The sequence below is a fragment of the Pseudomonas sp. GW821-FHT01E05 genome (assembly GCF_059422425.1).
In genome coordinates this window covers 16,848-42,818 of record NZ_JBWKWW010000010.1, presented here as the reverse complement: position 1 = coordinate 42,818, position 25,971 = coordinate 16,848, and the positions used below count along the sequence as shown (strand labels likewise).

The 25,971-nt window shown below is 58.9% G+C and carries 24 protein-coding genes and 2 pseudogenes; 14 read left to right on the top strand and 12 right to left on the bottom strand.

What is annotated here, in order from left to right; all coding sequences use genetic code 11:
- Positions 1-14: 14 nt before the first annotated feature.
- On the bottom strand, positions 15-842 hold the full coding sequence (gene phnX, locus AC07W5_RS21395; RefSeq protein ID WP_495024282.1) for a phosphonoacetaldehyde hydrolase: 828 nt from the start codon (positions 840-842) through the stop codon (positions 15-17).
- 196 nt (positions 843-1,038) lie between these two features.
- Positions 1,039-2,148 carry a 2-aminoethylphosphonate--pyruvate transaminase gene (locus tag AC07W5_RS21390; RefSeq protein WP_495013177.1) on the bottom strand — a complete coding sequence of 370 codons (1,110 nt, stop codon included), beginning with the start codon at positions 2,146-2,148 and terminating at the stop codon, positions 1,039-1,041.
- A 115-nt stretch (positions 2,149-2,263) separates the two neighbouring features.
- On the opposite strand from AC07W5_RS21390, the gene AC07W5_RS21385 reads away from it, so the two are divergent.
- Together AC07W5_RS21385 and AC07W5_RS21380 are read left to right on the top strand one after the other, a co-directional pair.
- Complete coding sequence (locus AC07W5_RS21385) at positions 2,264-3,130, top strand: LysR substrate-binding domain-containing protein (RefSeq protein WP_495013178.1); 867 nt, start codon at positions 2,264-2,266, stop codon at positions 3,128-3,130.
- 358 nt (positions 3,131-3,488) lie between these two features.
- Positions 3,489-4,196: a YebC/PmpR family DNA-binding transcriptional regulator gene (locus tag AC07W5_RS21380; protein ID WP_494994098.1), complete on the top strand. Its 708-nt coding sequence runs from the start codon at positions 3,489-3,491 to the stop codon at positions 4,194-4,196.
- Positions 4,197-4,345: 149 nt separating this feature from the next.
- Here the strand turns inward: AC07W5_RS21380 and AC07W5_RS21375 are convergent, their stop codons facing one another.
- The 5 genes from AC07W5_RS21375 to AC07W5_RS21355 form a co-directional block, all read right to left on the bottom strand.
- Positions 4,346-5,689, bottom strand: a complete 1,344-nt coding sequence (locus tag AC07W5_RS21375) for a leucine-rich repeat-containing protein kinase family protein (protein WP_494994097.1) — start codon at positions 5,687-5,689, stop codon at positions 4,346-4,348.
- An 88-nt stretch (positions 5,690-5,777) separates the two neighbouring features.
- Positions 5,778-6,914: a cell division protein ZapE gene (gene zapE, locus AC07W5_RS21370; protein ID WP_495024281.1), complete on the bottom strand. Its 1,137-nt coding sequence runs from the start codon at positions 6,912-6,914 to the stop codon at positions 5,778-5,780.
- Between the two features lie 320 nt (positions 6,915-7,234).
- On the bottom strand, positions 7,235-8,158 hold the full coding sequence (locus AC07W5_RS21365) for a sugar ABC transporter substrate-binding protein (protein WP_495013183.1): 924 nt from the start codon (positions 8,156-8,158) through the stop codon (positions 7,235-7,237).
- A gap of 48 nt (positions 8,159-8,206) precedes the next feature.
- Positions 8,207-9,361, bottom strand: a complete 1,155-nt coding sequence (locus tag AC07W5_RS21360; protein ID WP_495024280.1) for a phytanoyl-CoA dioxygenase family protein — start codon at positions 9,359-9,361, stop codon at positions 8,207-8,209.
- Positions 9,358-10,206, bottom strand: a complete 849-nt coding sequence (locus tag AC07W5_RS21355; protein ID WP_495024279.1) for an SDR family oxidoreductase — start codon at positions 10,204-10,206, stop codon at positions 9,358-9,360. Before AC07W5_RS21355 ends, AC07W5_RS21360 begins: the two co-directional genes overlap by 4 nt.
- A gap of 124 nt (positions 10,207-10,330) precedes the next feature.
- Between AC07W5_RS21355 and AC07W5_RS21350 the strand changes: the two genes are divergently transcribed.
- Entirely contained in the window at positions 10,331-11,356 is a 1,026-nt protein-coding gene (locus AC07W5_RS21350; RefSeq protein WP_495024278.1) for a LacI family DNA-binding transcriptional regulator, read from the top strand.
- Positions 11,357-11,366: 10 nt separating this feature from the next.
- On the opposite strand, the gene AC07W5_RS21345 is transcribed toward AC07W5_RS21350, so the two are convergent.
- Genes AC07W5_RS21345 through AC07W5_RS21335 form a run of 3 tightly spaced genes read right to left on the bottom strand, consistent with a single transcriptional unit; the run spans position 11,367 to position 13,736 of the window.
- Entirely contained in the window at positions 11,367-12,434 is a 1,068-nt protein-coding gene (locus AC07W5_RS21345; RefSeq protein WP_495024277.1) for a maleylacetate reductase, read from the bottom strand.
- Positions 12,435-12,438: 4 nt separating this feature from the next.
- Entirely contained in the window at positions 12,439-12,852 is a 414-nt protein-coding gene (locus tag AC07W5_RS21340) for a nuclear transport factor 2 family protein (protein WP_495024276.1), read from the bottom strand.
- 38 nt (positions 12,853-12,890) lie between these two features.
- Positions 12,891-13,736, bottom strand: coding sequence for a dioxygenase (locus tag AC07W5_RS21335; protein WP_495013189.1), 846 nt, complete (start codon positions 13,734-13,736; stop codon positions 12,891-12,893).
- A 171-nt stretch (positions 13,737-13,907) separates the two neighbouring features.
- On the opposite strand from AC07W5_RS21335, the gene AC07W5_RS21330 reads away from it, so the two are divergent.
- The 10 genes from AC07W5_RS21330 (at position 13,908) to AC07W5_RS21285 (ending at position 24,956) form a co-directional block, all read left to right on the top strand.
- On the top strand, positions 13,908-14,822 hold the full coding sequence (locus tag AC07W5_RS21330; RefSeq protein WP_495013190.1) for a LysR family transcriptional regulator: 915 nt from the start codon (positions 13,908-13,910) through the stop codon (positions 14,820-14,822).
- 298 nt (positions 14,823-15,120) lie between these two features.
- Positions 15,121-16,554 carry a sugar porter family MFS transporter gene (locus AC07W5_RS21325; RefSeq protein WP_495024275.1) on the top strand — a complete coding sequence of 478 codons (1,434 nt, stop codon included), beginning with the start codon at positions 15,121-15,123 and terminating at the stop codon, positions 16,552-16,554.
- 78 nt (positions 16,555-16,632) lie between these two features.
- Positions 16,633-17,529 (top strand): intradiol ring-cleavage dioxygenase, encoded by an 897-nt coding sequence (locus AC07W5_RS21320; protein ID WP_495013192.1) that lies wholly within the window; start codon positions 16,633-16,635, stop codon positions 17,527-17,529.
- Between the two features lie 55 nt (positions 17,530-17,584).
- Positions 17,585-18,457, top strand: a complete 873-nt coding sequence (locus AC07W5_RS21315; protein WP_495024274.1) for a sugar phosphate isomerase/epimerase family protein — start codon at positions 17,585-17,587, stop codon at positions 18,455-18,457.
- Positions 18,458-18,525: 68 nt separating this feature from the next.
- The gene (gene iolG, locus AC07W5_RS21310; RefSeq protein WP_495024273.1) at positions 18,526-19,521 is read left to right on the top strand and encodes an inositol 2-dehydrogenase; all 996 of its coding nucleotides are present in this window, start codon (positions 18,526-18,528) and stop codon (positions 19,519-19,521) included.
- A gap of 13 nt (positions 19,522-19,534) precedes the next feature.
- Positions 19,535-20,662, top strand: coding sequence for a Gfo/Idh/MocA family protein (locus AC07W5_RS21305; RefSeq protein WP_495013206.1), 1,128 nt, complete (start codon positions 19,535-19,537; stop codon positions 20,660-20,662).
- 120 nt (positions 20,663-20,782) lie between these two features.
- Positions 20,783-21,853 carry a multiple monosaccharide ABC transporter substrate-binding protein gene (gene chvE / locus AC07W5_RS21300; RefSeq protein ID WP_495024272.1) on the top strand — a complete coding sequence of 357 codons (1,071 nt, stop codon included), beginning with the start codon at positions 20,783-20,785 and terminating at the stop codon, positions 21,851-21,853.
- A gap of 41 nt (positions 21,854-21,894) precedes the next feature.
- Positions 21,895-23,430 (top strand): multiple monosaccharide ABC transporter ATP-binding protein, encoded by a 1,536-nt coding sequence (gene mmsA / locus AC07W5_RS21295; RefSeq protein WP_495024271.1) that lies wholly within the window; start codon positions 21,895-21,897, stop codon positions 23,428-23,430.
- Positions 23,427-24,617: a multiple monosaccharide ABC transporter permease gene (gene mmsB / locus AC07W5_RS21290; RefSeq protein ID WP_495013197.1), complete on the top strand. Its 1,191-nt coding sequence runs from the start codon at positions 23,427-23,429 to the stop codon at positions 24,615-24,617. The genes mmsA and mmsB overlap by 4 nt, the downstream gene beginning before the upstream one ends.
- Before the next feature lie 36 nt (positions 24,618-24,653).
- Positions 24,654-24,956, top strand: a complete 303-nt coding sequence (locus tag AC07W5_RS21285) for a Dabb family protein (RefSeq protein WP_495013198.1) — start codon at positions 24,654-24,656, stop codon at positions 24,954-24,956.
- A gap of 14 nt (positions 24,957-24,970) precedes the next feature.
- Here AC07W5_RS21285 and AC07W5_RS21280 read toward each other — a convergent pair.
- Both AC07W5_RS21280 and AC07W5_RS21275 read right to left on the bottom strand, forming a co-directional pair.
- Positions 24,971-25,177: pseudogene (locus AC07W5_RS21280) on the bottom strand (winged helix-turn-helix domain-containing protein); the annotation flags it as partial.
- Positions 25,177-25,687 (bottom strand): annotated as a pseudogene (locus tag AC07W5_RS21275) (tyrosine-type recombinase/integrase); the annotation flags it as partial. The pseudogenes AC07W5_RS21275 and AC07W5_RS21280, both read right to left, overlap by 1 nt.
- On the opposite strand from AC07W5_RS21275, the gene AC07W5_RS21270 reads away from it, so the two are divergent.
- Positions 25,628-25,924, top strand: a complete 297-nt coding sequence (locus AC07W5_RS21270) for a winged helix-turn-helix transcriptional regulator (RefSeq protein WP_495024352.1) — start codon at positions 25,628-25,630, stop codon at positions 25,922-25,924. The pseudogene AC07W5_RS21275 and the gene AC07W5_RS21270 overlap by 60 nt on opposite strands.
- Positions 25,925-25,971: the final 47 nt, after the last annotated feature.

Genomic DNA, 25,971 nt, shown 5'->3' with positions numbered 1-25,971 from the left:
TCGCGTACCGGGGATCAGTTGGTTTGTGGCATCTCACCATTGGCCAGACGCTTGTTGATATCGGCGATCACCTCCGGGAGGTCGGTGATGGTGTCGATCATGTAATGCGGGCGGGAACCTTCGAACATCGCATGAATACGCTTGCGTTCGCTGGCCAGTTCCTCACTGCCCAAGGCGCGGTAGCCCTCGTAGGTCAGGCCCAGTGCATTACCCGAGCAGATCAGCGCCACGGTCCACATGCCGGCACGACGACCTTCCAGAATGCCAGGGACGGTGTCGTCGATCTTGACGCAGGCAGCGACGTCGTCGATGCCCAGCGCGATCACGTTGGCAAGTGCCTGAGCAGGCCACGGGCGACCGTTCGGGACTTCATCGGTGGCGACCACATAATCAGCAACATAGCCGTTGGTGGCCGCCAGTTCGACGACTTTGTCCATCACCTGCTTCGGGTAACCGGAGCAGGAGCCGATCTTGATACCTTGCTGACGCAGGTTGGCGATGGTGTCCAGGGCGCCGGGGATCAGCGCCGAGTGCTCGGCGATTTTCTCGATCTGCAATGGCATGAAGCGCTGATAGATGGCGGTGACATCGTCGTCGGTCGGTGCGCGACCGAACACCTTGCGATAACGCTCGGCAACTTGCGGCTGGTCGCACAGGGTGCGGATGTGGTCCCACTTGCCCATCCCCATCGGGCCACGGGCCTCTTCGATGGAGACCTGAACGTCGAACTCGGCGAAGGCTTCGATGAAGATCTGGGTCGGCGCGAACGAGCCGAAGTCGACGACAGTGCCGGCCCAGTCGAGGATGGCGGCTTGAAGTTTGGTTGGGTTGCTGTAGTTCATGTCTCTAATCCTGTGTGTGGGCATGATGAATTACATACCCGTAGCAGCTGGCGAGCTGCGCGAGCCTGCGTTCGGCTGCGAAGCGGCCGCAAACCATGCGGTTCGGTCCACCTGAAACACCGCGGTGGTTGATTTGCGACTGCTTCGCAGCCGAACGCAGCCTCGCAGGCTCGGCAGCTGCTACGGGAGGTCGTGATCAGATTTCCAGCACTTCCATTTCCCGCAGTACGTCCGCCACCGCTGCCACGGCCGCATGCATCTCGGCTTCATTGACGTGGCCGATGCAGCCGACACGGAAGGTTTCGACCTGGGTCAGCTTGCCGGGATAGAGAATGAAGCCCTTGGCCTTGACCCGTTCGTAGAACTCCTTGAACTGGTAGCGCGGATCTTTCGGCGCGTGAAAGGTGATGATGATCGGCGCCTGAATCGCCGCCGGCAGGAAGCTGCGCAAGCCCAGCCTGGCCATTTCATCGAGCAAGACTTTGCAGTTATTGGCATAACGCTGATGACGCGCCGGCAAACCGCCTTCTTCGTTGTATTGCAGCAGGGCTTCGTGCAGCGCCGCGACCACGTGGGTCGGCGGGGTAAAGCGCCACTGACCGGTTTTGGCCATATAGCTGTGCTGATCAAACAGATCCATCGCCAGCGAATGCGAGTTGCCGGCGGCATTGGCCAGTGCCTCCTTGCGAACAAAGACGAAGCCCATCCCCGGCACGCCTTCCAGGCATTTGCCGGACGCAGCGATCAGCGCCTCGAACGGCACTTGTCGGGCATCGATCGGCAGTGCGCCGAAGGAGCTCATGGCGTCGATGATCAGCCGTTTGCCGTGCCGGGCAATCACCCGGGCAATTTCCGGCAGTGGGTTGAGGATGCCGGTGCTGGTTTCACAGTGGATCAGTGCGACGTGGGTAATGCTGGTGTCGGCCCGCAGCAGACGATCGACATCGGCGGCGGTGGTCGGTTCGTCTTCGGCGGTTTCAAAGGTACTGAACGAGCGGCCGAGCACTTCACAGATTTTCGCCAGGCGTTTGCCATAAGCGCCGTTGATCAGCACCAGCACCTTGCCGTCACGGGGCACCAGGGTGCCGATGGCCGCTTCCACGGAAAACGTGCCGCTGCCCTGCAAGGGTACGCAGTGATGGCTGTCGGCACCGTCGATGATCGCCAGCAGCTGTTCGCAAAGGCTGGCAGTCAGTTGATTGAAGCGGTCATCCCATGAACCCCAGTCGACCATCATGGCCTGACGGGTGCGGGCTGAAGTGGTCAATGGGCCTGGGGTGAGCAGGATTGGCTCGGCAGTACTCATGCTGATGTCCTCGCAAAAACGCTTAGGGATGAAGGTACGGGGCATAAATTGCGGTTTGGCTTGTCATCAATCAAATTGTTTGTTGTTATGCCAGCCATCAGTGAGGCCGATAGATATGAACCTGTTCCAGCTAAGAGCGTTTGATGCCGTCGCCCGTGAAGGCAGCTTCACCCGGGCCGCTGCGCGTTTGTTCATCAGCCAGCCGGCGGTCACCGGGCATATCAAGGCGTTGGAGGAGCATTACCAGATCACCTTGTTACGGCGCACCGCACGGCGGGTGGAGCTGACGGAGGAGGGGATCAAACTGGCGGCGATCACTCGAGCCATGTTCGGCCTGGCCGAAGAGGCCCAGGCGATGCTTGAAGCCAATCGGCAGTTGCTCACCGGACGTCTGGAAGTGGCGGCGGACGGTCCGCACATGGTCATGCCGATGCTCGCCAGTCTGCGGGCGGCATACCCGGGGATCACCGTGAATTTACGCTTGGGCAATGCGCAGGAAACCCTCGCGGCGTTGCTGTCCGAACATGCGGATGTGGCGGTGCTGACCGAAGTTGAGCCGCGCAAAGGGCTGCACTTGCAACGATTGAGCGAATCCAGGATCTGTGCGTTAGTGCCGGCCAATCATCCTTGGCTGGCTTCGCCTGCGGGGATTGGCATCGAACAGTTGGATCAGGTGATCATGGTGCTGCGTGAGCCGAGTTCGATTACCCGTCGCACCTTTGACGACGCCTGTGGCCTGGCCAGCGTCAATCCGCGGGTGCTGCTGGAGCTGGACAGTCGCGAGGCGGTGACCGAGGCCGTGGCCGCCGAATTGGGTGTGGGCATCGTCTCGTCGGTGGAGGTCAGTCATGATCCGCGGGTGGCTGCGGTGCCGATCATTGGCGAAGGGTTGGTCAATCGACACATGATCGGCTGTATGGAGCGGCGGCGGGATTTGCGCTTGATTCAGGCGTTTTTTGGGTTGTCACCCAGTGTCGGGTGAGTCTTGGAGACCGAGTCGCTTCCTTCGCGGGCAAGCCTCGCTCCTACAGATATGACGCGATACCCATAGGAGCTAGGCTGCCGACCGCGGCATCTGGATGTGCGCCTGGCCAGGTTTGCTGCGGCAGCGGGCAAGGCCGACAAAGGCTGATCAGTCTTTCAGCGCCAGGTGTCTGGCTGTTCACCAGCCAATCGAAAACAGACCCGGTTCGGTGGCGGCGGCCCGAGTCAAACCCGATGTTATGGAGAAGTCGATCAGTCACTCGACTTTTTGGTCGATTGGGAACTTTAGGCCGTATAAACTTGCACAAAGCGTCGGCCAATAGATGTCTCGGCGCCACAGATCAAGAGAGTGAGTAATGGGCGCACAGTGGAAGGTTAAACACAAAGAAGCGGCATCCAATGCCAAGGGCAAGATCTTCGGCAAACTGGTCAAAGAAATTACTATTGCCGCGCGTAATGGTGCGGATGTGGCCACTAACGCGCATCTGCGGTTGGTGGTAGAGCAGGCGAAAAAAGCCTCGATGCCACGCGAAACCCTGGAGCGTGCGATCAAGAAAGGCTCGGGTCAGCTTGGCGAAACCGTTCAATACCATCGCGTTACGTATGAAGGCTTCGCGCCTCATCAGGTTCCGCTTATCGTTGAGTGTGTCACCGACAACATCAACCGTACCGTCGCGGAAATTCGTGTGGCGTTCCGCAAAGGCCAATTGGGTGCTTCGGGCTCGGTTGCCTGGGATTTCAACCATGTCGGCATGATCGAAGCGTCCCCCGATAGCCCGGATTCTGATCCAGAGATGGCGGCTATCGAGGCTGGCGCCCAGGACTTCGAGCCGGGTGAAGAAGAGGGCACGACGTTGTTCCTTACCGAGCCTGCCGATCTGGACGCGGTACAGAAAGCCTTGCCTGAACAGGGTTTTACCGTGTTGTCGGCCAAATTGGGCTACCAGCCTAAAAACCCGGTCAGTGGCTTGAGCGACGCGCAAATGGAAGAAGTCGAAGCCTTCCTTGCAGGGCTCGATAACCACGACGACGTGCAGGACATGTTTGTCGGTTTGGCGGGTTAAGAGCTTCTATCTGCAAGGGCTTCGTGGCTGCGAAAAGATCGCAGCCTGCGCCAGCTTCTACGGGATTGGCATCCATCCACACCACTGGCGGGTGTACGCAAATTCTGTAGGAGCTGCCGATAAGTTCGGGCCGCGTTCGGACGATCTTTTCAAGACGCCGCCGATTCTCGCAATGATTCAACCGCAACCCGTAGATCCTCACCAATCTCTACGAAACCCGGCCGAGCCAGCACATCCGCCTGGCAGCATCGGCTTTTCAACGCCAGCAATGGCTGTCGAGCAACCTCGCTCAACCCCGAGTCAATCCGCTCCAGCAATTCCCCCAACAAAATCCCGAACGCCCGCACCTCTATGCGTTGCAGGGCGCGTGTCTCGAAGCTGTCTGAGGTGGAGTGAAACGAAGCCGCGCCGAAGTCACCCAACAGGCAGTCGCCTTGAGCGTTCCACAGAATATTATGGCCGTAGAGATCGCCGTGGGTGATGCCCTGTTGGTGCAAGTGTGCGGCGGCCGAAGCAATACCGCTGGCGATCCGCAATGCGGACGCGGCGCTGAACCGTGTGTTGGCTTCGTAGACATCGCGAGTGCAGGAAGCGAGGCTCGGCAACGCGGCCAGATTGCCATAGCTGGGGTCGATCAAATGCATCACCAGCCCGGCTTGTGCCTGCGGGTGGTCGACGATCCTGCCTTCGACCTTGATCAGGTTGGCATGTTGGCCCGCGGTGATGCAGGCATTCATTTCATGCTGCGGTGAGCCGTCACTGGTCATGCTGCCCTTGTAGAGCTTCACCGCAACCTCGCGCGCGGCTTGTGATGGCTGTTCCCACAGTGCCTGATGAATCACCCCGGAAGCGCCTTCGCCCAGTTTCTGCTGTAGATGCAGCTGTGACCAGGGAATGTGCGGGGTGGCGTCCAGAGCGCAAGCGTCCGCCTCTGATTCCAGCGGGTTGCCCGCGTAAGCCAGCCAGGCCAGTCGTGGCAGCGATAACAGCCACTGCGGCAGCTCGGTCAGGCGGTTGGCAGCAATCCGGATCAGCTCCAGCTGATGGCATTGGCTCAGGCTCGCCGGCAGTTGTTGCAAGCAGTTTCCTGCGAGCATCAGTTTTTGCAAATGAGGTCTTTCGCCCAGCTCAGCGGGCAGTTCGCTGATGCGGTTGTCGGTCAGGATCAACCAGCGCAGCATCGGCGGCAGCGCGGCACCGGGGACGCGCTCGATGCGGTTGGCCTTGAACGCGATCATGCTCAGGCGGGCGCATTGGCCAAGACACGTCGGGAGTTCGGTGAATGCATTATCCGAGCAGAACAGAATTCGCAACTGCGTCAGCCGATGTAGGTCGTCCGGCAGTTGGCTCAAGGCATTGCCACTCAGGTTCAGCACCTCGAGGGAGTCCGCCAGTTCGAAGATCTCCTGAGGGAATTCGCTCAGCCCGCAGGACAGATCCAGACGTTTGATGCCCGCCAGTTGGCCGGCCCGAAGTTGTGCAAGGGTATCCATGAACAGATTCAATACTCGAAAAGAGAAGGGCGCGCGGCCATTGGAAATGGGCGCCATGATAACGATAAAGGGCCGCAGGTTGGATGGTTTATGACGCAGGGCCGACCTCAATCAACTGCCCTAATCGACTGCGGGTTCGCGCCAGGTCGATGGCGTTGCCGCCAAGGTGCTCGCGCAGAGGACGTTCGCCCATCAATAGCAGGCGTTTGTCCTGGTCATACAATACGTCGATCAGATTGATAAAACGCTGCTGGGCGGCAGTTGAACAGTCGGCGAGGTTGGGCAGTCTATCGATGATCCAGGTGTCGAAGCGTCGGCACAGCTCCAGATAGTCCATCACGGCGGTGGGTTGTTCACAGAGGTCGCTGAAGTCGAAGCTGATGCTCCGTTCTTCGCACCGTCGTACCTGGAATTGTCGGGCGCCTACAGGCAGGGCAAACGTTGGGGCGTTTTGCTCGGGCAATTGCAATGCCTGGCGCTGAGCCGGGCTACTGGGCCAGACGTATTGCCCGTGAGTGAAGAGCTGCTGCGAATGAGTCCGTGCCTGGCTGCGGTAGTCATGGGGGCCGCCGACCTCCATGACATGCATGCGCGCATTGATCAGATCGATCACCGGCTTGAAGCGGGCGTGGTAAAGGGGATTGGGCAGCAAGCCGGCCGGAGGGTAGTTGGAGGTGACCAGCAGCAGGATTCCACGCTGGAACAGCGCTTTGAATAGCCGGGTGATCAGCATCGCGTCGCCAATGTCGTGGACGTGGAACTCGTCGAAACACAGTACGCGGCAGTGCAGGAGTAGTTCATCCAGCGTGCTTGCCAGCGCATCGGACTGCTGGCGATGGCGGAACATGCCTTGGTGCAATTGGACGAAAAAATCGTGAAAGTGCAAGCGCTGCTTTTCAGCCATCGGCAGAGCCTGGAAAAATCCATCCAGCAGCCAGCTTTTGCCACGGCCGACGGCGCCATAGAGGTATAGGCTACGCGGAGCATGCGCATTTGCGCCGGTTTTCAGCAAGCCATCGGCTTGCCGGGCCATGCAGTCGATTACCTGCTGTTGGCTGTGACTGAGGGTATAGCCTTGATCATGGGCTTTTTGGCGGAAGTATTCATGGATCACCCGTGCGCGTGCAGTGGCTTGCGACGGTCTTGCAAAGGCCTTGCCGAGAAGTTTACCCAGCGCTGGCCAGCGTGATGTGAGTCGTGAGCGGTTTGAAGGGTTCGTGGCCAATTGATGTCCCCCCATGGTCCAGAAGCCCGCCCATCATAGAGCCGGCGGGGTAATTTAACCAAAGGCGTGTTTCACCGGCCAGCGATCTTGAGCAGGCAACCCCTTGAAATCAGGCGCACACAGGTCTTGCTGATTAACCAAACACCGGCAGATTTTACGTAGCAACGCAGACTTCAAAACGGTGCCTGCGTTTCTACACGGCCTGGACCAACAGCTGCCTGTCAGGAAGGGCTGCATTCCACAGCCCTGACCGGACACTGAAGCGCTTCAGAGCGACTTCTTCTTTCTATCCCACCTGCCGGCTGTGCAACCCACCTCATTCAAGGGTTAAGGAAGTCTTGATAGTTGGCCTTGGTAATTAGCTGATAGGGAATGGTCAACTGTGCCGTATAGGGTTCTTTCCTGATCATCTTTAGTGCCAGATCAATGGAGGCGATGGCTTGGCCTTTGTTGTCCTGGTAGACGGTCACCAGCAGTTGGTCCTTCTTGATCGCGTCCAGGCCAGCGGGGCCGCCGTCGCTGCCACCGACCAGGATGTCTTTGCCCGGGTGCATGCCGGCCTGGCTGATGGCCATGGCCGCGCCAATGGCCATTTCATCGGCGTTGGCGGCTACCGCATCGATTTTTTTGCCCGACAGAATCCAGTTGTTCATCAGGTCCATGGCCTTACTCCGCTGCCACTCGGCGCTCTGTTCTTCGACCACGTGGATGTCCGGATAGCTTTTGAGCACTTCCTTCACCCCTTGGGTGCGGTTGTGGGTGGCGTTGTTGGAAAGCAGGCCAAGCATGATCGCCAGATTGCCCTTGCCACCCATTTTTTCCGCCAGGTAGCGCATTTGCATCTCGCCGGCCTTGATCTCGTCCGAACCCACATAGCCGACTCCCGGCGGCAGTTCGGCCTGGTCGGGGCGGCGGTTGACATAGACCAGGGGAACGCTGGCCTTCTGCGCGTCATTGGTCATCCTTTGCGTGGCAGCGGTATCCACCGGGTTGACGATGATCGCGTCCATGCCCTGGGCGGTGAAGTTCTGCAGCTGGTTGAGCTGGCGCACCACATCGCCCTGGGCGTCTTCGAATTGCAGAGTCACCCCCGGCAGTTCCTTGGCGTGGGCGGCCATGTAGTCGCGCATCTGCGCCAGGAACACATCATCCACCTGGGCGATGCTGACGCCGATGCGGATATCGGCGAGTGCCAAGGGGGCGAAGAGGACGGCGAAGAGGTAGGTCAGGAGTCGTTTTTTCATGGTTTCAGTCCGGTTTTGTTGTTGTTTTTGAACACGTTGGAAATAGGGTCATGCCTGGCGTTTGGCGCTCATCTGCGCCACGCGCTCGGCAAAGGTCGCGTAGGTCCAGCGTTCCGTCAGCGCTTGCAGCATCAGTTGCTGCCCGGTCTGCGGGGCCAGGCCGTGCAGGGGCGGATCGGTGTCCAGGTTGGTGGGAAAGGCGTAGCCGTCGGCGGTGCAGGCAATCACTGCGTCCAGCTCTTGCGCGTTCAGTACCTGATCCGCCAACCGCTGCAGCAGGCAGGGGTAGAGCGCCAGCATCATGCGTTCGCGGTTCACGGTTTCCATGGGCCTGCCGAATGCCGAGGAGATTTGCAGCAGGTTGGCCATGCGCTGGCGGTCCGGCGTGTGATTGCTGCCGGCAGCGTGGAACAACGCCGGATTGAAAAACAGCAAGTCGCCCTTGCTCAGAGGCAGCTGTACTGCATGGTGCTGGAAATAGTCGATGAATTCAGGGCGGCGCCAGGCCAGATAACCCAGGGCGTACTGCTGGGAAAACGGAAGCAGCAGGGTCGGGCCGGTTTCCAGTGGCATGTCGGAGTGGGCCACGGCCCCTTGCAATGTCAGGTACTGCGACAGCGCATGCAGGGGCAACGGGAAGCGCTCGACTACTTCCTCTGTCTGGAAGCCCAGGTGGTAGTCACGATGGGGCTGTTGCGCCTGGCCGCCCGGATGCACCACGTTGACCTGGGCCGTGACTTGAAAGCCGGGGCCCAGCCAGGCTTCGGCAATCAACCCCAGTAGCGGGTTGGCGTAGTACTCGACAAAAGACGACGGAGATTGCAGCGCCGCCTTTTGCAACGAATTCCAGATGCGCCCGTTGCTGCCGGCCTTCGCGAAGTGATCGGCGCTGAGGCCCTGGGCGGCTTCCTTGGCGAAGATTGCTTCGAACACCTGGCTGTGGCGATCGACCACGTCCAGGTCTGCATAGCCCTGGCGCACAACCATGACCCCGGGGCCGTCGCGAAACAGCCGGTGCAATTCGTTCAGCACTTGCGCGCGATCGCCGTCGCGTAAAGCCTGCGCGTGATAGATCGGCACGTTGCCTTGCACTTCGCTGCAGTGGGAATATTCCTCGGGATTGACCTGTTGTTCGCAGAGTCGGGCGAAGTCCTGTAACTGCACTGAATCGGCACGCACAAAAGCTGACAGCGGCTGATTCATCGCGCGTCTCCCGTCAGGCTCAGCGGGCTGGCGGGGCGCGGAGCGGTGTCGTCGCCGCAGCCGATCACGCCTTGTTCCAGATCGATCAGTGTGCCGGTCATCATTCCCGATTCGCGGGACAGCAGGAACGCAACGCTCTGCGCCACTTCCTCGGGTTTGAGCAGGCGGCCAAAAGGCTGCGCGCGCTCGACAGTCGCCAGCCAGCCATTCTCGGCACCATGGTAGCGGCGCTGGATTTCGTCCTCATGGGGCGTGTCCATCCAGCCGATGTTCAGGCCGTTGACCCGGATGCGGTTGCGCAGGGCGCTGAAGGCCACGTTTTTGGTCAGTATCGCCAGGGCACCTTTGGAGGCCGAGTAAGGCGTCAGATACGACTGCCCGCCGTGGCTGACGATGCTTTGGATGTTGACGATGGCACCTTCCACGCCTTGGCTGATCATCAGTTTCAGCGCTTCCTGCATGAGGAAGAACGGTGCTCGCACGTTGACCGCGAATAGGCGATCGAACAGTTCAGGGGAGGTGTCGAGGATGCCGCCGCGATCAGACATGCCGGCGCAGTTGACCAGGCCATGGAGGGTGCCGAAGCGGGTGCGGGCGGCCTCGATCACCGCACGGCAATCCTCGACTCGCTCCAGGTCGGCCTCGACGAAAAATGCCTGGCAATCGAGTTCCGCCAACTGGCGCACCTGGGCCTGGCCCTGGTCCGCGCGGCGTCCGCAAATGATCAGGCCGGCGGCGCCCCGGCGCGCCAGGGTATGGGCCACCGCCGCACCGAGGCCTTGGGTGCTGCCGGTGACGACAAAGTACTGACCATTGAACGAGGTAGTGAGGTCGGTTTGAGACATGTGGTTCTCCTGGATTCTTGTTGTTGTCCTTACGCCGGCTCGACGCCTGGCGAAACTGAGACTAGCATTGGCATAACCTCAGTAATGCCCAAAAAGACCTCAAGAAAACCTCAGGTTTAAAACGATGCTCGAACGTGCCAAACACTTTTCCATCAAGCAGATCGCTACCCAGGCGGGCGTCAGCAAGGCGACGGTCGATCGCGTGCTACACCAGCGCGGCAGCGTGCATTACCAGACCCACCGCCGCATCGAGCAGGCCCTGAGCGAACTTGAGGCTCAGGAGAAGAATGGCCTGGCGGCGGGGCGTACTTTCCATGTCGACGTGATCATGCACACGCCGCAACGCTTCAGTGCGGCGGTGCAGGCGGCGATGACCGCGCAATTGAGCAGTCTGGCGCCGTTTCGCATCGCGCCGCGGTTTCACTTGTTTGAAGAAATCGAACCACAGGCGATGCACGACCAGTTGCTGCGCTGCGTAAATACCGGCAGCCAGGGCGTGGTGCTCAAGGCCGCCGATGAGCCGGCGGTAAACCTGGCGATCAAGCAACTGGCCGCGGCTGGCATTCCGGTGGTAACCCTGGTCACTGACTTGCCGCACAGCGAGCGCATCGGCTACGTCGGCATGGACAACCGCACTGCCGGGCAGACCGCCGCCTACCTGCTGTCGCGCTGGCTAGCCCCGGCACCACAGGGCGTCGCCGTGGTGATTGGCAGTGAGCTGTTTCGTGGTGAGGAAGAGCGGGAAATGGGCTTTCGCATGTGGCTGCGCAACCGTGCCGCGCATTTGCGGGTGCTGGACATCAGCGGTGGCTACGGGGTTTACGAACGCACCTTCGAGCGTGTGATCGAGGCGCTGAAACAGCATCCCGACCTCAAGGCGGTCTACAGCGTGGGCGGGGGCAACCGGGCGATCGTCGACGCGTTCGCCGCGCTGGATCGCCCGCTTGAGGTGTTTATCGGCCACGACCTGGACGAGGAAAACCGTCAATTGCTGGCGGAGGAAAAAATCACCGCGATCATCGACCACAACCTGCAGATCGATGCTCGCCAGGTATTCCTGCATATTCTGCAGTTTCATCGCCTGTGGAAGGCCGGGCCGATTGCGCCGTCACAGGTGCAGATCGTTACGCCGTTTAATCTGCCTTACTGATTCACCGTTTTTACGCCGGACGAATGCCTTCGTAGGCATCTTGCAACAGCTGCCGGATGGCTTTTGCTTCTATCGGTCTTGGATTCCAGTAGGGGTTGGACAAGGCGATATCCGTCGCGCGATCCAGATCGGCTTCGGTCAAGCCCAGATCCTTGAGCCGGGTCGGCGCGCCCAGTGAGCTGGAAAGGTCGAACAGTGCCGCCGCCGGGCTGCAATCCTCAACGTTCAGCGCCCGGCAAATGCGCGATAGGCCCGGAGCGGCAGATTGATTGTAGGCAATAGCGTGTGGCAGCACGATGGTATGGGTTTGTGCATGGGGCAAGTTGAAACTGCCGCCCAGGGTGTGACAAAGCTTGTGATGCAACGCCATGCCGACGTTGCCGAGCACGGTGCCGCAGAGCCAGGCACCATAAAGACAATCATCGCGGGCGTCGAGATCGCCCGGGTTGTGACGGATAGCCTTCATGCCAGCGGCGAGCGCCCGAATGCCTTCCTCGGCCATCAGTGACATCACCGGATTTCCGTCCTGGGCATATAAGCCTTCGGCGGCGTGGGCAATGGCGTTCATGCCGCTGGTGATGGACATGTCGACGGGCAGGCTGACGGTGAGCTGCGAGTCGTAGATCACGGTTTTGGGAAGCACGCGCGGATCTTTGCCGGTGCGCTTGAGACCATTTTCGGTAAGACCGAATACCGGCGTCATCTCAGATCCGGCATAGGTGGTTGGTATCGCCAGGATAGGCAACCCGGAATCCATTGCTATTGCCTTGCCGAGCCCTGTGGTTGAGCCGCCGCCAATGGCCACTGCGCAATCGGCGCCCAGCTTGCGTGCCAGTTCGCGGGCTTCACGGGCGGTTTCGATGGGCACGTGCATGACGGCCTTGTCGAAAATGTCCGCTGCGCGGCTGCCGAGTAATTGGGCAATGTTTTCGGCTTGGGCGCGTTGTTCTGGTGTGCAGAGGACTAGCGCACGCTTGGCACCCAGTCGATCGATTTCCGCTTCCAACTGTTGCAGCGAACCTTGGCCGAAGATGACGCGCGATGGTTGGCCGTTATAAATAAAGGGGGACGTGGACATACGTCTATTCTCCGCAAGCAGGTAGGGATGATGAACGGGTGGCGATAGGGGTCGGTTGATAGGCGAACAATTGCCAATTCATTCCTGTCCTCAGCCAGACATTTAACGTTCGGTTCTGGATTGTTTTAGCCACGCCATGGGAAGTGATATCGGCGACCATTTCGCCAAAGACGATGGCGGTGTCTCCTGATTGATAGACCTTATGAACAACGTGTTGAATTCGGTGATAGATAGAAAGTCCATCACGCAAGTTCTTCACAAAGCTGTCGCGGTTATCCACTTTGCCACTGGAGTGGACATAACTGAGTTCGGGATGAAGTAGACGCTGAATGGTCTCCAGGTCGTTACTTTGCATCGCTTGATAACGTTGTTCTTCCAGTGCTGAAATCAACGCAGTGATGGACGGCTCGTTGCTCATGGGGCCCTCGAGATTGGAATTAGCCAGGTGATCGACGACTACGCCTTCGTCAGGAAGAAATCGAACTCCAGGGTATAAAAGGGATCGCTGCTGACAGTCCCATCCGGAGTCTCGCCGGGAGGTTGTTGAGTCCAGTGGGTGATCAGGGAAGAACGCACGCCGAACACGGCATCGGAATCAAGGTAGGGATCACCTTCGCGGAAAACGTGGGTAACCAACCGTTTGTAACCGGGTGCACCAATCACGAACTCCAGGTGCGCCGGGCGCCAGGCGTGGCGATTGAGCGCGGTGAGCATTGTGCCAACTGGACCGTCATGGAGTACGCGGTGGCTTTGCGGCACGGCGGTGGAAAAAAAGTATCGGCCGAGCTGGTCGGCTTGTAGCAAGGCACGCTCGGTGTCGCTTGCCACAGGATTATTCAAGTCGCCACCTGCCTGGCTGACCTGAATGGCAGCGGACGGCAGCGGATTGCCTTTGGCGTCACGAATGGTGCCCCGCATGTACCCTTTGGCGCCGTGGAGCCCGGCACTGATGTCGGCGCCCAGGTCATACACCGTGGTGTTCTGAATCTCTGGCACGTCGAAGGCTGTTGCCTCGGTGCAACCCGACGGCTTCCTGTCATTCTGAGCCAGCACCAGGGTCGACAGCCCCAGCGTGTGTGACAGCAGCACAAACTCCTGGCGATTGGACGAGCAGGCCTTGCCCACTTGTTCGAGAAAATCAATGCCGTTTCGCCATTCCTCTTCCGTCAGTTTGGTGTCGCGAGCGAAGGCATGCAGATGTTGTACGAGGCTGGTCATTACCTCGCACAAGCGCGCATCAGTGGTGCTGCTATTACGCGCCAATACGGCTTGCGTAATGGTCGCTTCGTCCAGATTTCGCATCTTGACTCCTTGATTTTCTTAGGCCCAAGCACGCTTGGTGATTGGCGAGATACGTCTTGGGCCGCTCTTTTCAGCTCATAGCGCTGCACGTTATAGTTCCGCACAGCGTTGAAAAAGGCCGCCTGCGAAATTCTTTATTTCATATATGAAAAAATAAAAACGGAGCACTGAATGGATCGGCTGACCGAACTGGAACTGTTTGTCACCACGGCAGAAGTCGGGACCTTGACCAAGGCGGCAGAAATACTCGGGTTATCCAATGCCGCTGCAAGCAGGCACCTGGTGGCATTGGAGCAACGGCTCAACGTCAGGTTGATCGACCGCAACACGCGGCGCCTGGCCCTGACCAACTCCGGCCATCAGTTCTATGCGAGCTGCAAAAGCCTGCTCGGTGAATTGAAGGAAGCCGAGGCTTCGCTCAGCGAATCGCTGGTGCAGCCGGTTGGCACTTTGACGATTACCTCTTCAATCTCGTTCTGCATGCTGCATATCGCGCCGCTGATCCCGGCGTTTCGCAAGAAGTACCCGCATATCACGGTCAAAGTGCTGGGTGAGAACCGCTACTACGACATTATCGACAGCGAAATCGATCTGGCGATCAGGACCAAGGAATACGAGCCGGACTCCAATATCACCATTCGCCGCCTCGCCGAAACGCGTCGGGTGCTCGCCGCTTCACCGGGATATCTGCAGCGAAAGGGCACGCCCAAGACCATCGACGATCTGGCCAGCCATGATCTGTTGCTTTACAGCCACGCCAATCAGCCGCGGGTCATGCGCTTTACCAAAGGAGATGAAGAACGTGTGGTCAAGGTCGACCCTATCCTGGAAACCAACGATGGGCAGATTGTCCGCGCAGCGGCCTTGGCCAACGGTGGCATCCTGGTACAACCGAAGTACATCATCAATGCCGACCTGGTGGCGGGGCGTTTGATTCCGGTGCTGGATGATTGGGACTTGCCTCGCCTGACGATTAACATGGCTTTTCAAAGCCGTCGTTATATGCCGACCAAGCTGCGTGTATTCATCGATTTTCTGCTCGCGGACTTTGCCGAGCACGAGTACGAGCGTTACTGGACGCGCTAGAGCACTTTGAACGGCGACATTAATGGCCTCTGCTTTCGCCCGCACGAGTCATAAAGAACGTTAAATCCACCGGAAACTTTGCCAAGTGCAAGGTTGCGGCCAGCTATTGCCTGCCGATTTCCGATTATTCAATGCCACCCCTAAACCCTTTGCCGACCCTTCGTGTCGGGTATCGCGGCTGCCTGCAGTTTTCCACTTAGCGGAAAACACATTTGCCGTAGAGGCATTTTTTTTCCGTTTCAATGGCAGTAGTCTCAAATCCACTGAGCGTACAAATAATTTCAATAAGGTTGACCTCATGTCCAACAATCAAAATGCCTCCAGTGCTTCGTCAAAGATTCTTTGGCGTATCGCAGCCATCACCACCATGGGGTCGCTGGGATTTGGTTACGACACCGGAGTGATCTCCGGGGCGCTGCCGTTCATGACGCTTGATGTCAGCCAAGGTGGGCTTGGCCTCACGCCCATGACGGAAGGGCTGGTGGCTTCCTCGCTGATTTTTGGTGGCGCTTTCGGCGCTTTGTTCGCGGGTCAATTATCCGACCGCTATGGTCGCCTCGGCGTGCTCAAGGCCTTGGCCATATTGTTTGCACTGGGTGCGCTGGGTACCGCCGTAGCACCTGATATATGGACCATGGTCGTTACCCGTTTCATTCTGGGTATCGCCGTCGGCGGTGCGTCATCCACCGTGCCGGTGCTGATCGCTGAGTTGGCGGCTCCCAGACACCGTGGTCGGCTGGTGTGCCAGAGCGAGTTGATGATTGTCTCTGGCCAATGCCTGGCCTACATCACCAGCGCCGGCCTGGCGCACCTGTTCGACAGTCCGTACATCTGGCGCTACATGCTGGCCATTGCGCTGATCCCGGCGGTGCTGCTGTACGTTGGAATGCATTTTGTACCGACCTCGCCACGTTGGCTGGTCAGCAAAGGTCGTATTGCCGAAGCCAAAACGACCTTGGCCGGTATCCGTGATACCCAGCGCGAGGCGGACCGCGAGCTGAAGGAAATCATTGCCCAGTGCAACGTTGAACGGCATCACACCGGCGTGCTCGGCAAGCTCAACGAACCCTGGCTGCTCAAGCTCCTCGCCATTGGTATCGGCCTGGGTTTCGTTATCCAGTTCACCGGTGTCAATGCGTTCATGTACTACACGCCGATGATTCTCAAAGAGACTGGGATGGGTACTAATGCCGCACTGATCGCAACGATCGGCAATGGCGTGGTTTCGGTGATTGCCACCTTGATCGGTATGTGGGTGATCAACCGCATGGGCCGTCGCTCGATGCTGCTGCTGGGGCTGACCGTCGTGGTGCTGGCACAAATCTTCCTTGGTGTCGTGCTCAACTTCATGCCGCATTCGCTTCTGCAAAGTTACCTGGCGTTGTCCGGCGTGCTGGTGTTCCTGTTCTTCATGCAAATGTGCATCGGCCCGGTGTATTGGCTCTTGATGTCGGAGCTGTTTCCGACTCACGCCCGGGGCTTGATGAATGGCATTTCAGTGAGCGTATTCTGGATTTTCAATGCCATCGTCGCCTTCGTCTTCCCGGTCCTGCTGAGTGTGATGGGCGGCATGACCTTCTTCCTGTTCGCCGTGGTGAACATCGGCTCGATCATCTTCTGCACCTTGTGGTTGCCAGAGACCAAGGGCCTGACCCTTGAAGAAATCGAACAGCAGATGAAGCAGCGTTTCAGCGGGCGTAAATGGCGCGCTGTCGACGTTAAAGCGTATTGAGAACTGCTATTGCGCATGCCGGCGCCCAACCTTAAAAGCCGGCCGGCCTTCAAGAATAACGATCAAGGATCTCGAATCATGACTGCTCACCTGGACACCGACATCGCCATTGGCGGCCTTTTCGAAGAGGAAAATTCCGCCGAAATCGTCAATGCCCGAATCTCTGCCGACGCCAACCCGCGCCTGGCAGAAGTCATGGCGGTATTGACCCGGCATTTGCATGCAGCCATCAAGGAAATCGAGCCGACTCACGATGAGTGGTTCAAGGCCATCGAGTTCCTGACTCAGACCGGACAAATGTGCACCGACTGGCGTCAGGAATACATCCTGCTGTCGGACGTGCTGGGTGCGACCATGTTGATCGATGCGATCAACCATCGCCGGCCAAAGGGTGCCACGCCCAATACCATTCTCGGCCCGTTCTATGTGGCCAATGCGCCGCACTACGAAAACGGCGCGAACATCTGCCTGGACGGCAAGGGCGAACCGACGCTTGTCAGCGGACGGGTGCTGGATACGGCCGGCCGGCCGATTGCCGGCGCCACCCTGGATATCTGGCAGACCAATGACGATGGCTTCTACGACGTGCAGCAGAAAGGTGTGCAACCGGACTACAACCTGCGTGGGCTGTTCACCACCGATGCCGATGGCTACTACGCGTTCCGCACCGTCAAGCCGCGCCATTACCCGATACCGGCCGACGGTCCCGTAGGCAAGCTGTTGGGTGATCTGGGCCGGCACCCGAACCGCGCAGCGCATCTGCATTTCATCGTCACCGCCAACGGTTACGACCAAGTCATCACGCATATCTTCACGCCCGACTGCCAGTATTTGCACGAGGACACCGTGTTTGGCGTGAAGAAAGAATTGATCGCCGAGTTCACGACTCAAAGCGATCCGGCAGTCGCCGAACGTTACGACTTGCCCGTGCCGTTCCTGGCGGTCAATTGGGACTTCGTCCTGACCCCGGTCTGATTAAACGAAAGCTGTTAGCGACCGTCCTCAAACCACTCACTCAAAAGTGATCGTCATGCCAAATAACAATATTGAACTGCTTGCCGCTTATTGGACCCTCGCTGGCGATACGTACCCCGGCGCACCCAGCGAGATCAGTCCGTTTTCCTTGCAGGACCGTGCACAAGCCGCCTCGAAAGCCGGCTGGAAAGGCATGGGCCTGGTGCACGCCGACCTTGTGCACAACGTCGCCAAGCTGGGTATCTCTACGGTGCGCAATATCCTCCAGGACAATGGTATCAAGCACCTGGAAGTCGAGTTCCTGACTGACTGGCACCTGGACGGGGAACGCCGCGCGGCTTCGGACAAGATCCGCGACGAACTACTGGAAGTCGCCGGCGAACTCGGTGCGCGTAGCCTCAAAGTCGCCGCCGGCCTGTTCGAAGATGGGCCGCCCGACGTACCGCGCATGCGTGAAACCTTTGCCCTGTTGTGCGACCGGGCCCAGCCCTTCGGCGTCAATGTGGTGATCGAGTTCCTGCCGTTTTCCAGCGTGCGCACCATCGATCTCGCCATAGCGGTGGCCGAGGGCGTACGCCCCAACGGCGGCCTGTTGGTCGACACCTGGCACGTTGCACGGGGCGGTATGAGCTTCGACGAAATCGCCAAGATTCCGCTGGAGCTGATCAAGTCCATCGAGTTGGATGATGCCAACCACGCTATCGTCGAAACGCTGTTCAACGACTCCACGCACCACCGTAAATGCTGCGGCGAAGGCCAACTCGACGTGCCGGACTTTATTCAGCAAGTGGTCAATGTTGGCTACAACGGGCCTTGGGGAGTCGAACTGATCTCCGCTGAGCTGCGCAAGCTGCCGCTGGAAGTGGCGGCGAAGAAAGCCTTTGACACAACCATCGCGCAATTCGAAGGGATCAAGTTCCCGAATTGATGCGTTAAAGCCCATTGAAGTTTTGCTCGTCTACAACAACGAACAATAGCGTTTCCAGGAGATAAAAAATGGTAGGTATCGCAGTTCTCGGCGCCGGTCGTATCGGCAAGATCCACGCAGCCAATGTCGCTGCAAGCAAGTTCGCCAAGCTGGTAGTCGTGGTGGATCCTTTCGCCGATGCCGCTCAGAGCCTGGCCGATGCATTCGGCACCGAAGCCATGCTCGACTGCGAAGCGGCCATCGATCGCGACGATGTCCAGGCCATCGTTATCGGCACCCCGACCCACACCCATATCAGCCTGATGTTGCGTGCTGTGCGCCAGGGCAAAGCGGTGCTGTGCGAGAAGCCGATCGACCTGGACATGGTCAAGAGCCTGGCTGCGGTGGAGGAGGTGGAGCGCCTCAATGGGCGGGTCATGCTGGCGTTCAACCGCCGCTTCGAGTCCACGTTCGCCGAAATGCGCGCGGCCATCGACGCCGGCGATATCGGCGAAGTGCGCCAGGTGATCATCAGCAGCCGCGATCCTGGACTGGCACCTGAAGACTACATCCAGCATTCGGGCGGTATCTTCCGCGACATGACCATCCACGACCTGGACATCGGCCGCTGGTTGTTGGGCGAGGAACCCGTCGAGCTGACCGCCATCGGCAGCCGCCTGATCGATCCGCAGATGATGGAAAAGTACGACGACTACGACACCGCGATGGTGCAGATGCAAACGGCGTCGGGCAAGCAGTGCCATATCAACAACTGCCGCCAGGCGGTCTATGGCTACGACCAGCGCATCGAAGTGTTTGGCTCCAAAGGCATGCTGCAGATGGATAACCTGCGTCCGACGACCATCCGTCGCTGGAATCAGGACGTCACCGATGCTCGCGAACCGCTGCTGAACTTCTTCCTTGAGCGTTATCAGCAAGCCTACAAAGCCGAACTCGATGCCTATATCGAAGCGCTGGTGAAGGGCACTCCGATGCCGACCACCGTGCAGGATGGTCTCAAGGCCCTGCAGCTGGCCGATGCCGCGGTCGAATCGGTCAAGACCGGGCGCGCGGTCAGGCTCTGAGGCCTGAACGGTCATTGGCTATCTCGGACAAGAACACCTGGAGAACATCATGTCTTACAAGCTTGAGAGTGGCGCCACTATTGGTGTGGCCTGCCTGGGGATTACCCACCCACACACGTCGGGCCGCGTCAAAGCCTTCAAGCGCATACCCGGCGTGCAGTTTCTTGGCGCCTATGACGACAGCCCTCTGCTAGCACCGTTCTGCGATGCGCTGGACTTGCAGGCACGCAGCAAGGAAGAAATCCTCGCTGACCCGAACGTGCATGTGGTGCTGGTGCACCCCAAGAGCTACCTGATGGCTGATTGGGCCATCGAAGCGCTGGAGGCCGGCAAGGCTGTTCTCTGCGAAAAACCGGCGGGCCGCGGCACCATCGACACCAGCCGCATCGTCGACGCGGTCGAGCGCACGGGCGGGTTGTTCCAGGTCGGCTACTGCTGGCGCTACGCGCCGTCGGTGGAAAAAATGCAGCAGGTTCTGCAGAGCGGTGAAATCGGCAAGGTTCTACAGGTTCGCGCGCACGCTGGCTGCTCCCATGACGAGGCCGACACCAACCACATGAAGCAACCGGGCGACCGTGGCGGCGCCTTTTATGTGATCGGCTGCCACACCATCGACCGTTTGCTGTTGCACTTCGGCATGCCCAAATCGGTCAATGCGCGGATTACCAAGTTCGCCGGGCAGATGAGTGATTCGGCGCGCGAGGACGCAGTGGGCGCGGTGCTCAACTACGATGATAAGTTGATCACCATCGATTTCATGTCCTGGGACCCGATGCCCTGGACCGAGAGCTGGGACATTACCGCCTACGGAACCCACGGGGTGATGCATTCCACGCCGATGCCTGCGTCGTACAAGCTTTACCACGATGGCAAGAACGGCCATCAGCAAGGCTGGACGCACTGGAACGAGAACAGTTTTCCGGAGATCTGGGCGGTGCGTAAAACCGTCTATTCCCCGGAAATTGCCGAGATCGGTAACCCGGTGTATTTCGATCGTGAAGCCGCTGCCTTCGTCCAGTCGTTACGCACCGGTAGTCCTTCGACGGTGCCAGCCAGCCAGGCGCATAACATCAACGTGATACTCGAAGCGTTGTTCGAGTCCGCTGAGTTGAATGGCCAGGAAGTCAACCTGGCTAAATAGCTACTTGTAGCTCTTTAGACAAAAGCTCCATAGGCGAAATGACCCCGCCGGCTCTGTAAACAGAGCCGGAAGGGGAGTTGCATCCCCGAGAAATGCCAACAACAAAAAGAAGAGGACACTATGCACAAGATCATCAAGGTTGCCGCGGCAGTATTGTTGGGCCTGGCCGTCAGTGCCTGCTCGAAAAACGAAACCAGCACCAAGGGCACCATTGGCGTTGCCATGCCCTCGAAAACCGAAGCGCGCTGGGTTTCAGACGGTAGCAGCATCGTCGACTCGTTGAAGAAACTCGGTTACGACACCGACCTGCAGTATGCCCAGTACGAAGCGCCGACCCAGCTGTCGCAAATCGAAAACATGATGGTCAAGGGCATCAAGGGCCTGATCGTCGCGCCCATCGATGGCACGACCATGGCCGATGTGCTCAAGCAGGCCAAGGAAAAAGGTATCAAGGTCATTTCCTATGATCGCCTGATCCGCAACACCAAAGACTTCGACTACTACGTCACCTTCGACAACTACCGCACCGGGGTGCTGCAGGGACAGTCCATCGTCGACAAGCTGCAGCTCAAACAGGGCAAAGGTCCGTTCAACCTGGAAATCTTCGCCGGCTCCACGGACGACAACAATGCCCATGTGGTGTACGCGGGGGTGATGTCGCAGCTCAAGCCCTACATCGACAGCGGCAAGTTGGTTATTCGCAGCGGCCAGCAGGACCTGGACAAAGTGGCCACGCCCAACTGGGACGGTGCCCAGGCCCAGGCGCGCATGGATAACCTGCTCAGCGCTTTCTACGGCACCGCCCACCTGGACGCGGTACTGGCCATGAACGATCAGATCGCCAATGGCGTGGTGTCTTCATTGCGGGGTGTGGGCTATGGCACGGGCAAGCAAGCAATGCCGATCGTGACCGGCCAGGATGCCGAGATTTCCAGCATCAAGTCGATCATTCGCGGCGACCAGACCTCCACCATTTTCAAGGACACCCGCGCCCTCGCCGAAGCCGCCGCGCAGATGATGGACGCGACCTTGACGGGCAAGACAGTCATGGTCAACGACACCACGTCCTATGACAACGGCACCATGATCGTGCCGACCCAGTTGCTGACCCCACAACTGGTCGATGGCAACAACTGGCAGAAAGTCCTCGTCGATGACACCAGGTTCTACACCCCGGAGCAGTTGCGCTGAGGCAACCCTCGATCGGTGCGTGCTGGCAGGAGAGAAGAAAAATGACAAAAACAATTCTCGATATGCGTGATATCCAGAAATGCTTCGGCCCGGTGAAGGCGCTAAGCCGGGTCAACCTCAAGGTCGGCGATGGCGAAATCCATGCGATCTGCGGTGAGAATGGCGCTGGCAAATCGACCCTGATGAAGATCCTCAGCGGCGTCTATCCACATGGCACCTTCACCGGCGAAATTGTCTTCGATGGTGCGCCACGAACTTTCCAGGGTTTGCGCGACAGTGAGGCGCTGGGCATCTGCATCATTCACCAGGAATTGGCCCTGGTGCCAATGCTGTCGATAACCGAGAACCTGTTCCTCGGTAACGAGATCGCGCGTCATGGCGTGATCGACTGGGATGAAGCGCACCAGCGGGCCCGCGAGTTACTCGCGCGGGTCGGCCTCGATGCCCGGCCGCAGACCCTGGTGGGCAACCTTGGTATCGGCCAGCAGCAGATGGTGGAAATCGCCAAGGCGCTGGCCAAGGACGTACGCCTGCTGATTCTTGACGAGCCGACCGCGAGCCTCAACGAAAAAGACAGCGACACCTTGCTCAAGCTGATGCTCGAGCTCAAAGGGCGTGGCATCACTTCGATCATCATCTCGCACAAGCTCAATGAGATTGGGCGGGTAGCGGACGAGATCAGCGTGATCCGTGATGGCAGTACCGTCGACGTCATCGACTGCCGCGCCGAGCCTATCGATGAAGGCCGGGTGATCCGCTCCATGGTCGGCCGCGAACTGTCGGACCGCTATCCGAAGCGCGTTCCTGACATTGGCGAAACGCTGTTCGAGGTCGAAGGCTGGTCGGTCGGCGACCCGGAGCACCCCGGGCGCGACCGCATCCGCAACATCAATTTCCACGTGCGTCGCGGCGAAGTGGTGGGCATTGCCGGGCTGATGGGCGCTGGCCGTACCGAATTCGCCATGAGTGTATTTGGCTGCTCCTATGGCTCGAACATCCGCGGCAAGGCTCGTCTCGAAGGGCGTGAAGTGGACCTTGGCAGCGTCCGCAAGGCCATCGATCAAGGTTTGGCGTACGCCACCGAAGACCGCAAGGGCGCCGGTCTGGTACTGGGTGAAAGCATCACCCGCAATACCAGCATGGCCAACCTGGCCGCCGTGTCCAAACGCTGGGTGATGAACGAACTGGCCGAGACCGCGGTGGCGGTCGATTTCCAGGCGCGCCTGCGCATTCGCAGCCCAGACGTTTTGCAGACGGTGGACAAGCTCTCGGGGGGTAACCAGCAAAAGGTCGTGTTGGCTAAATGGCTGTTTTCCGATCCCAAGGTATTGATCCTGGACGAGCCCACCCGCGGCATCGACGTCGGTGCCAAGTACGAGATTTACGCGGTGGTCAATCAGGTAGTGAGCGAGGGCAGGGGCGTCGTCATGATTTCCTCGGAAATGCCTGAGCTGCTGGGTACCTGTGACCGAATCTATGTGATGAATGAAGGGCGCTTTGTCGGCGAGTTTCCGATCGCAGAGGCATCGCAGGAAAAAATCATGCACGCAATCATGAAAAATGAGGTGATCCAGTGAGCGAAGTAAGCATACCTCTCACATCCAAACCAACGGCGCTCACGTCATTCAAGCGCGGCGCGCGCGAATACGGTCTGCTGGCATCGTTGATCGTCATCATGGTGTTCTTCCAGGTGGCTACCGGCGGGGCGCTGATGCAGCCGCTCAACCTCACCAACCTGTTGTTGCAGAACAGCTACATCGTGGTCATGGCGTTGGGCATGCTGATGGTGATCGTCTGCGGCCACATCGACCTCTCGGTCGGTTCGGTAGTCGGCGTGATCGGCGCGCTTGCCGCCGTGCTGATGGTCCAGTATCGATTGGACTTCTTCACCGTAACGGTGATCTGCCTGGCGGCGGGTGCGCTGATTGGCGCGGCGCAGGGTTACTGGGTGGCGGTGTGGGGCATGCCGTCGTTCATTGTTACCTTGGCTGGCATGTTGATCTTTCGTGGCGCGACCATCGCGATCTCCCAAGGGCAGTCGATCGGGCCGTTTCCGCCAGCCTTTTCGGCGATCAGTTCGGGCTTCATCCCGGATGTCTTTGCCAACGAAAACCTGCGCATTACCTCGTTGCTGCTGGGGATTGCCGTCGCAGCAGCGTTCTGGGTGGTCGAGTATCGCAGTCGCAAACGCACCCTCAAGAGCGGCGGCAATGTCGCCCCTATGACCCTGTTCGCGCTGAAGAATGGCGTGATCACGGCACTCATCGTGTACTTCTGCTACCTGCTCTCGACATACCGCGGCATCCCCACGGTGCTGGTGATCATGAGTGTGTTGATCGGCGTGTACACCTTCATCATGAACCGCACCGTGATCGGCCGCTGGATCTACGCGGTGGGTGGCAATCTCAAGGCCGCCAAGCTGTCGGGGATCAACACCTCGCGGGTGACCTTCTTCGCCTTCGTCAACATGGGCGTGCTGGCGGCGGTGGCAGGTCTGATTTTCGTCGCTCGCCTTAACAGCGCGACACCGCGGGGCGGTACCGGGTTCGAGCTGGATGTTATCGCTGCGGTGTTCATCGGTGGCGCCTCGGCATCCGGCGGAGTTGGCAAGGTGGTCGGCGTGGTGATCGGCGCTTTCATCATGGGTGTGCTGAACAACGGCATGTCGATTATGGGTATTGGTATCGACTACCAACAGATGATCAAAGGCGCTGTGTTGCTGGCGGCGGTATTCGTGGACGTATATCAGAAGAGCAAGGGTTGATATGGCAGGCATGACTGGCGCCGCAGGGAGACAGCGATGATCAAGCACATTGTGATGTGGAACCTGGAGGGTGAAACGCCTGAACAGCACAGGCAAGCTTGCCTGTTCCTCAAGGAACGTTTTGAAGGGCTCGCCGGACTGATACCTGGACTTCTGAAGATCGAGGTCGGCGTGGATTTGAGTCGAATCGACTATGCCTGCGACGTGGTGCTCTACAGCGAGTTTGATTCGCAGGAAGCTCTGGATGCCTATGCCTCCCACCCTGAGCATTTGCGGGTGAGGGGCGAGTTGGGGAATTCTCGCATCGCGCGGCATCAGGTCGACTACGTGTGCACGTAAGTCACGATGACGCATTAGTCGTCGGCGAACTGAAACCGATAGCCCACGCCATACAACGACTCGATTGGGGTTCTCCCCCAGGCAGGCTTGTTCGAGCTTGCGCCGCAGATTACGGATATGGCTGTCGACCGTGCGGTCGGTAACCACTCGGTGATCGGAGTAGATCTTGTCGAGCGACTGATCCGAGAAAATACTCGTCCTGGAGTGCGGGCGAGAGTGCTGTGTTTTCGGACATCGGTTTCCAAGAACTGGTATCGCCTGCCATCTTCGTACCCCTTGTGGAAAAGGGTACGCCTTCCAACGCGGGTCGCGTGTCGGGTATTTCCCAGACGCCACGCTTGAGGTCGAACTCGTTCCAGCGGGCGAAACGCAGCTCGCTGGAGCGTACAAACACGTGCAGAGAGAGCAAAACCGTCAGCCGGGTAAGTGCGCGGCCTTTATAGGTGTCGATCCGTTCCTGCAATTCAGGCAAGCGCGATAAGGATAAAGCGGGGCGGTGGACGACCCGCGAGGCTTTGATCGAGCCTACGAGGTCGTAAGCAGGGTTTACGGTGATAAGCCGGAGGCGCTTTGCCTCGCGCATGATGCTCTGCAGGTAGTTTTGTACTTAAAGCGACGTCTATCGTTCCGCGCTTCTTGATCGCTTCCAGGGGCCGCATAAAGTCGTGGGTATCGAGGTCGACAATTGCACGGGCGCCGATCAGCGGGAAGAGGTGGGTTTTGAGGCGACTCGGTTCTCCGAACTGGAGAAGCTCATTCCCGACGTCACGCAGAAGATGCTTATCCAGCAGTTGAAGGGGCTGCAACAAGACGACATCGTTCACCGAACCGTTTACCCAGAGGTGCCTCCGCGGGTGGAGTACGCCCTGACAGAGCTGGGTCATGCACTTGCCCCTACAATGACCGCGCTTATCGACTGGGCCGAACTCCGTCACCTGCACCATGCAAAGCGTGTCGAAACCACTTAACGACGACAAATCCTCGGGCTCGCTAATTCGCTTGGCGGACGAAGCTT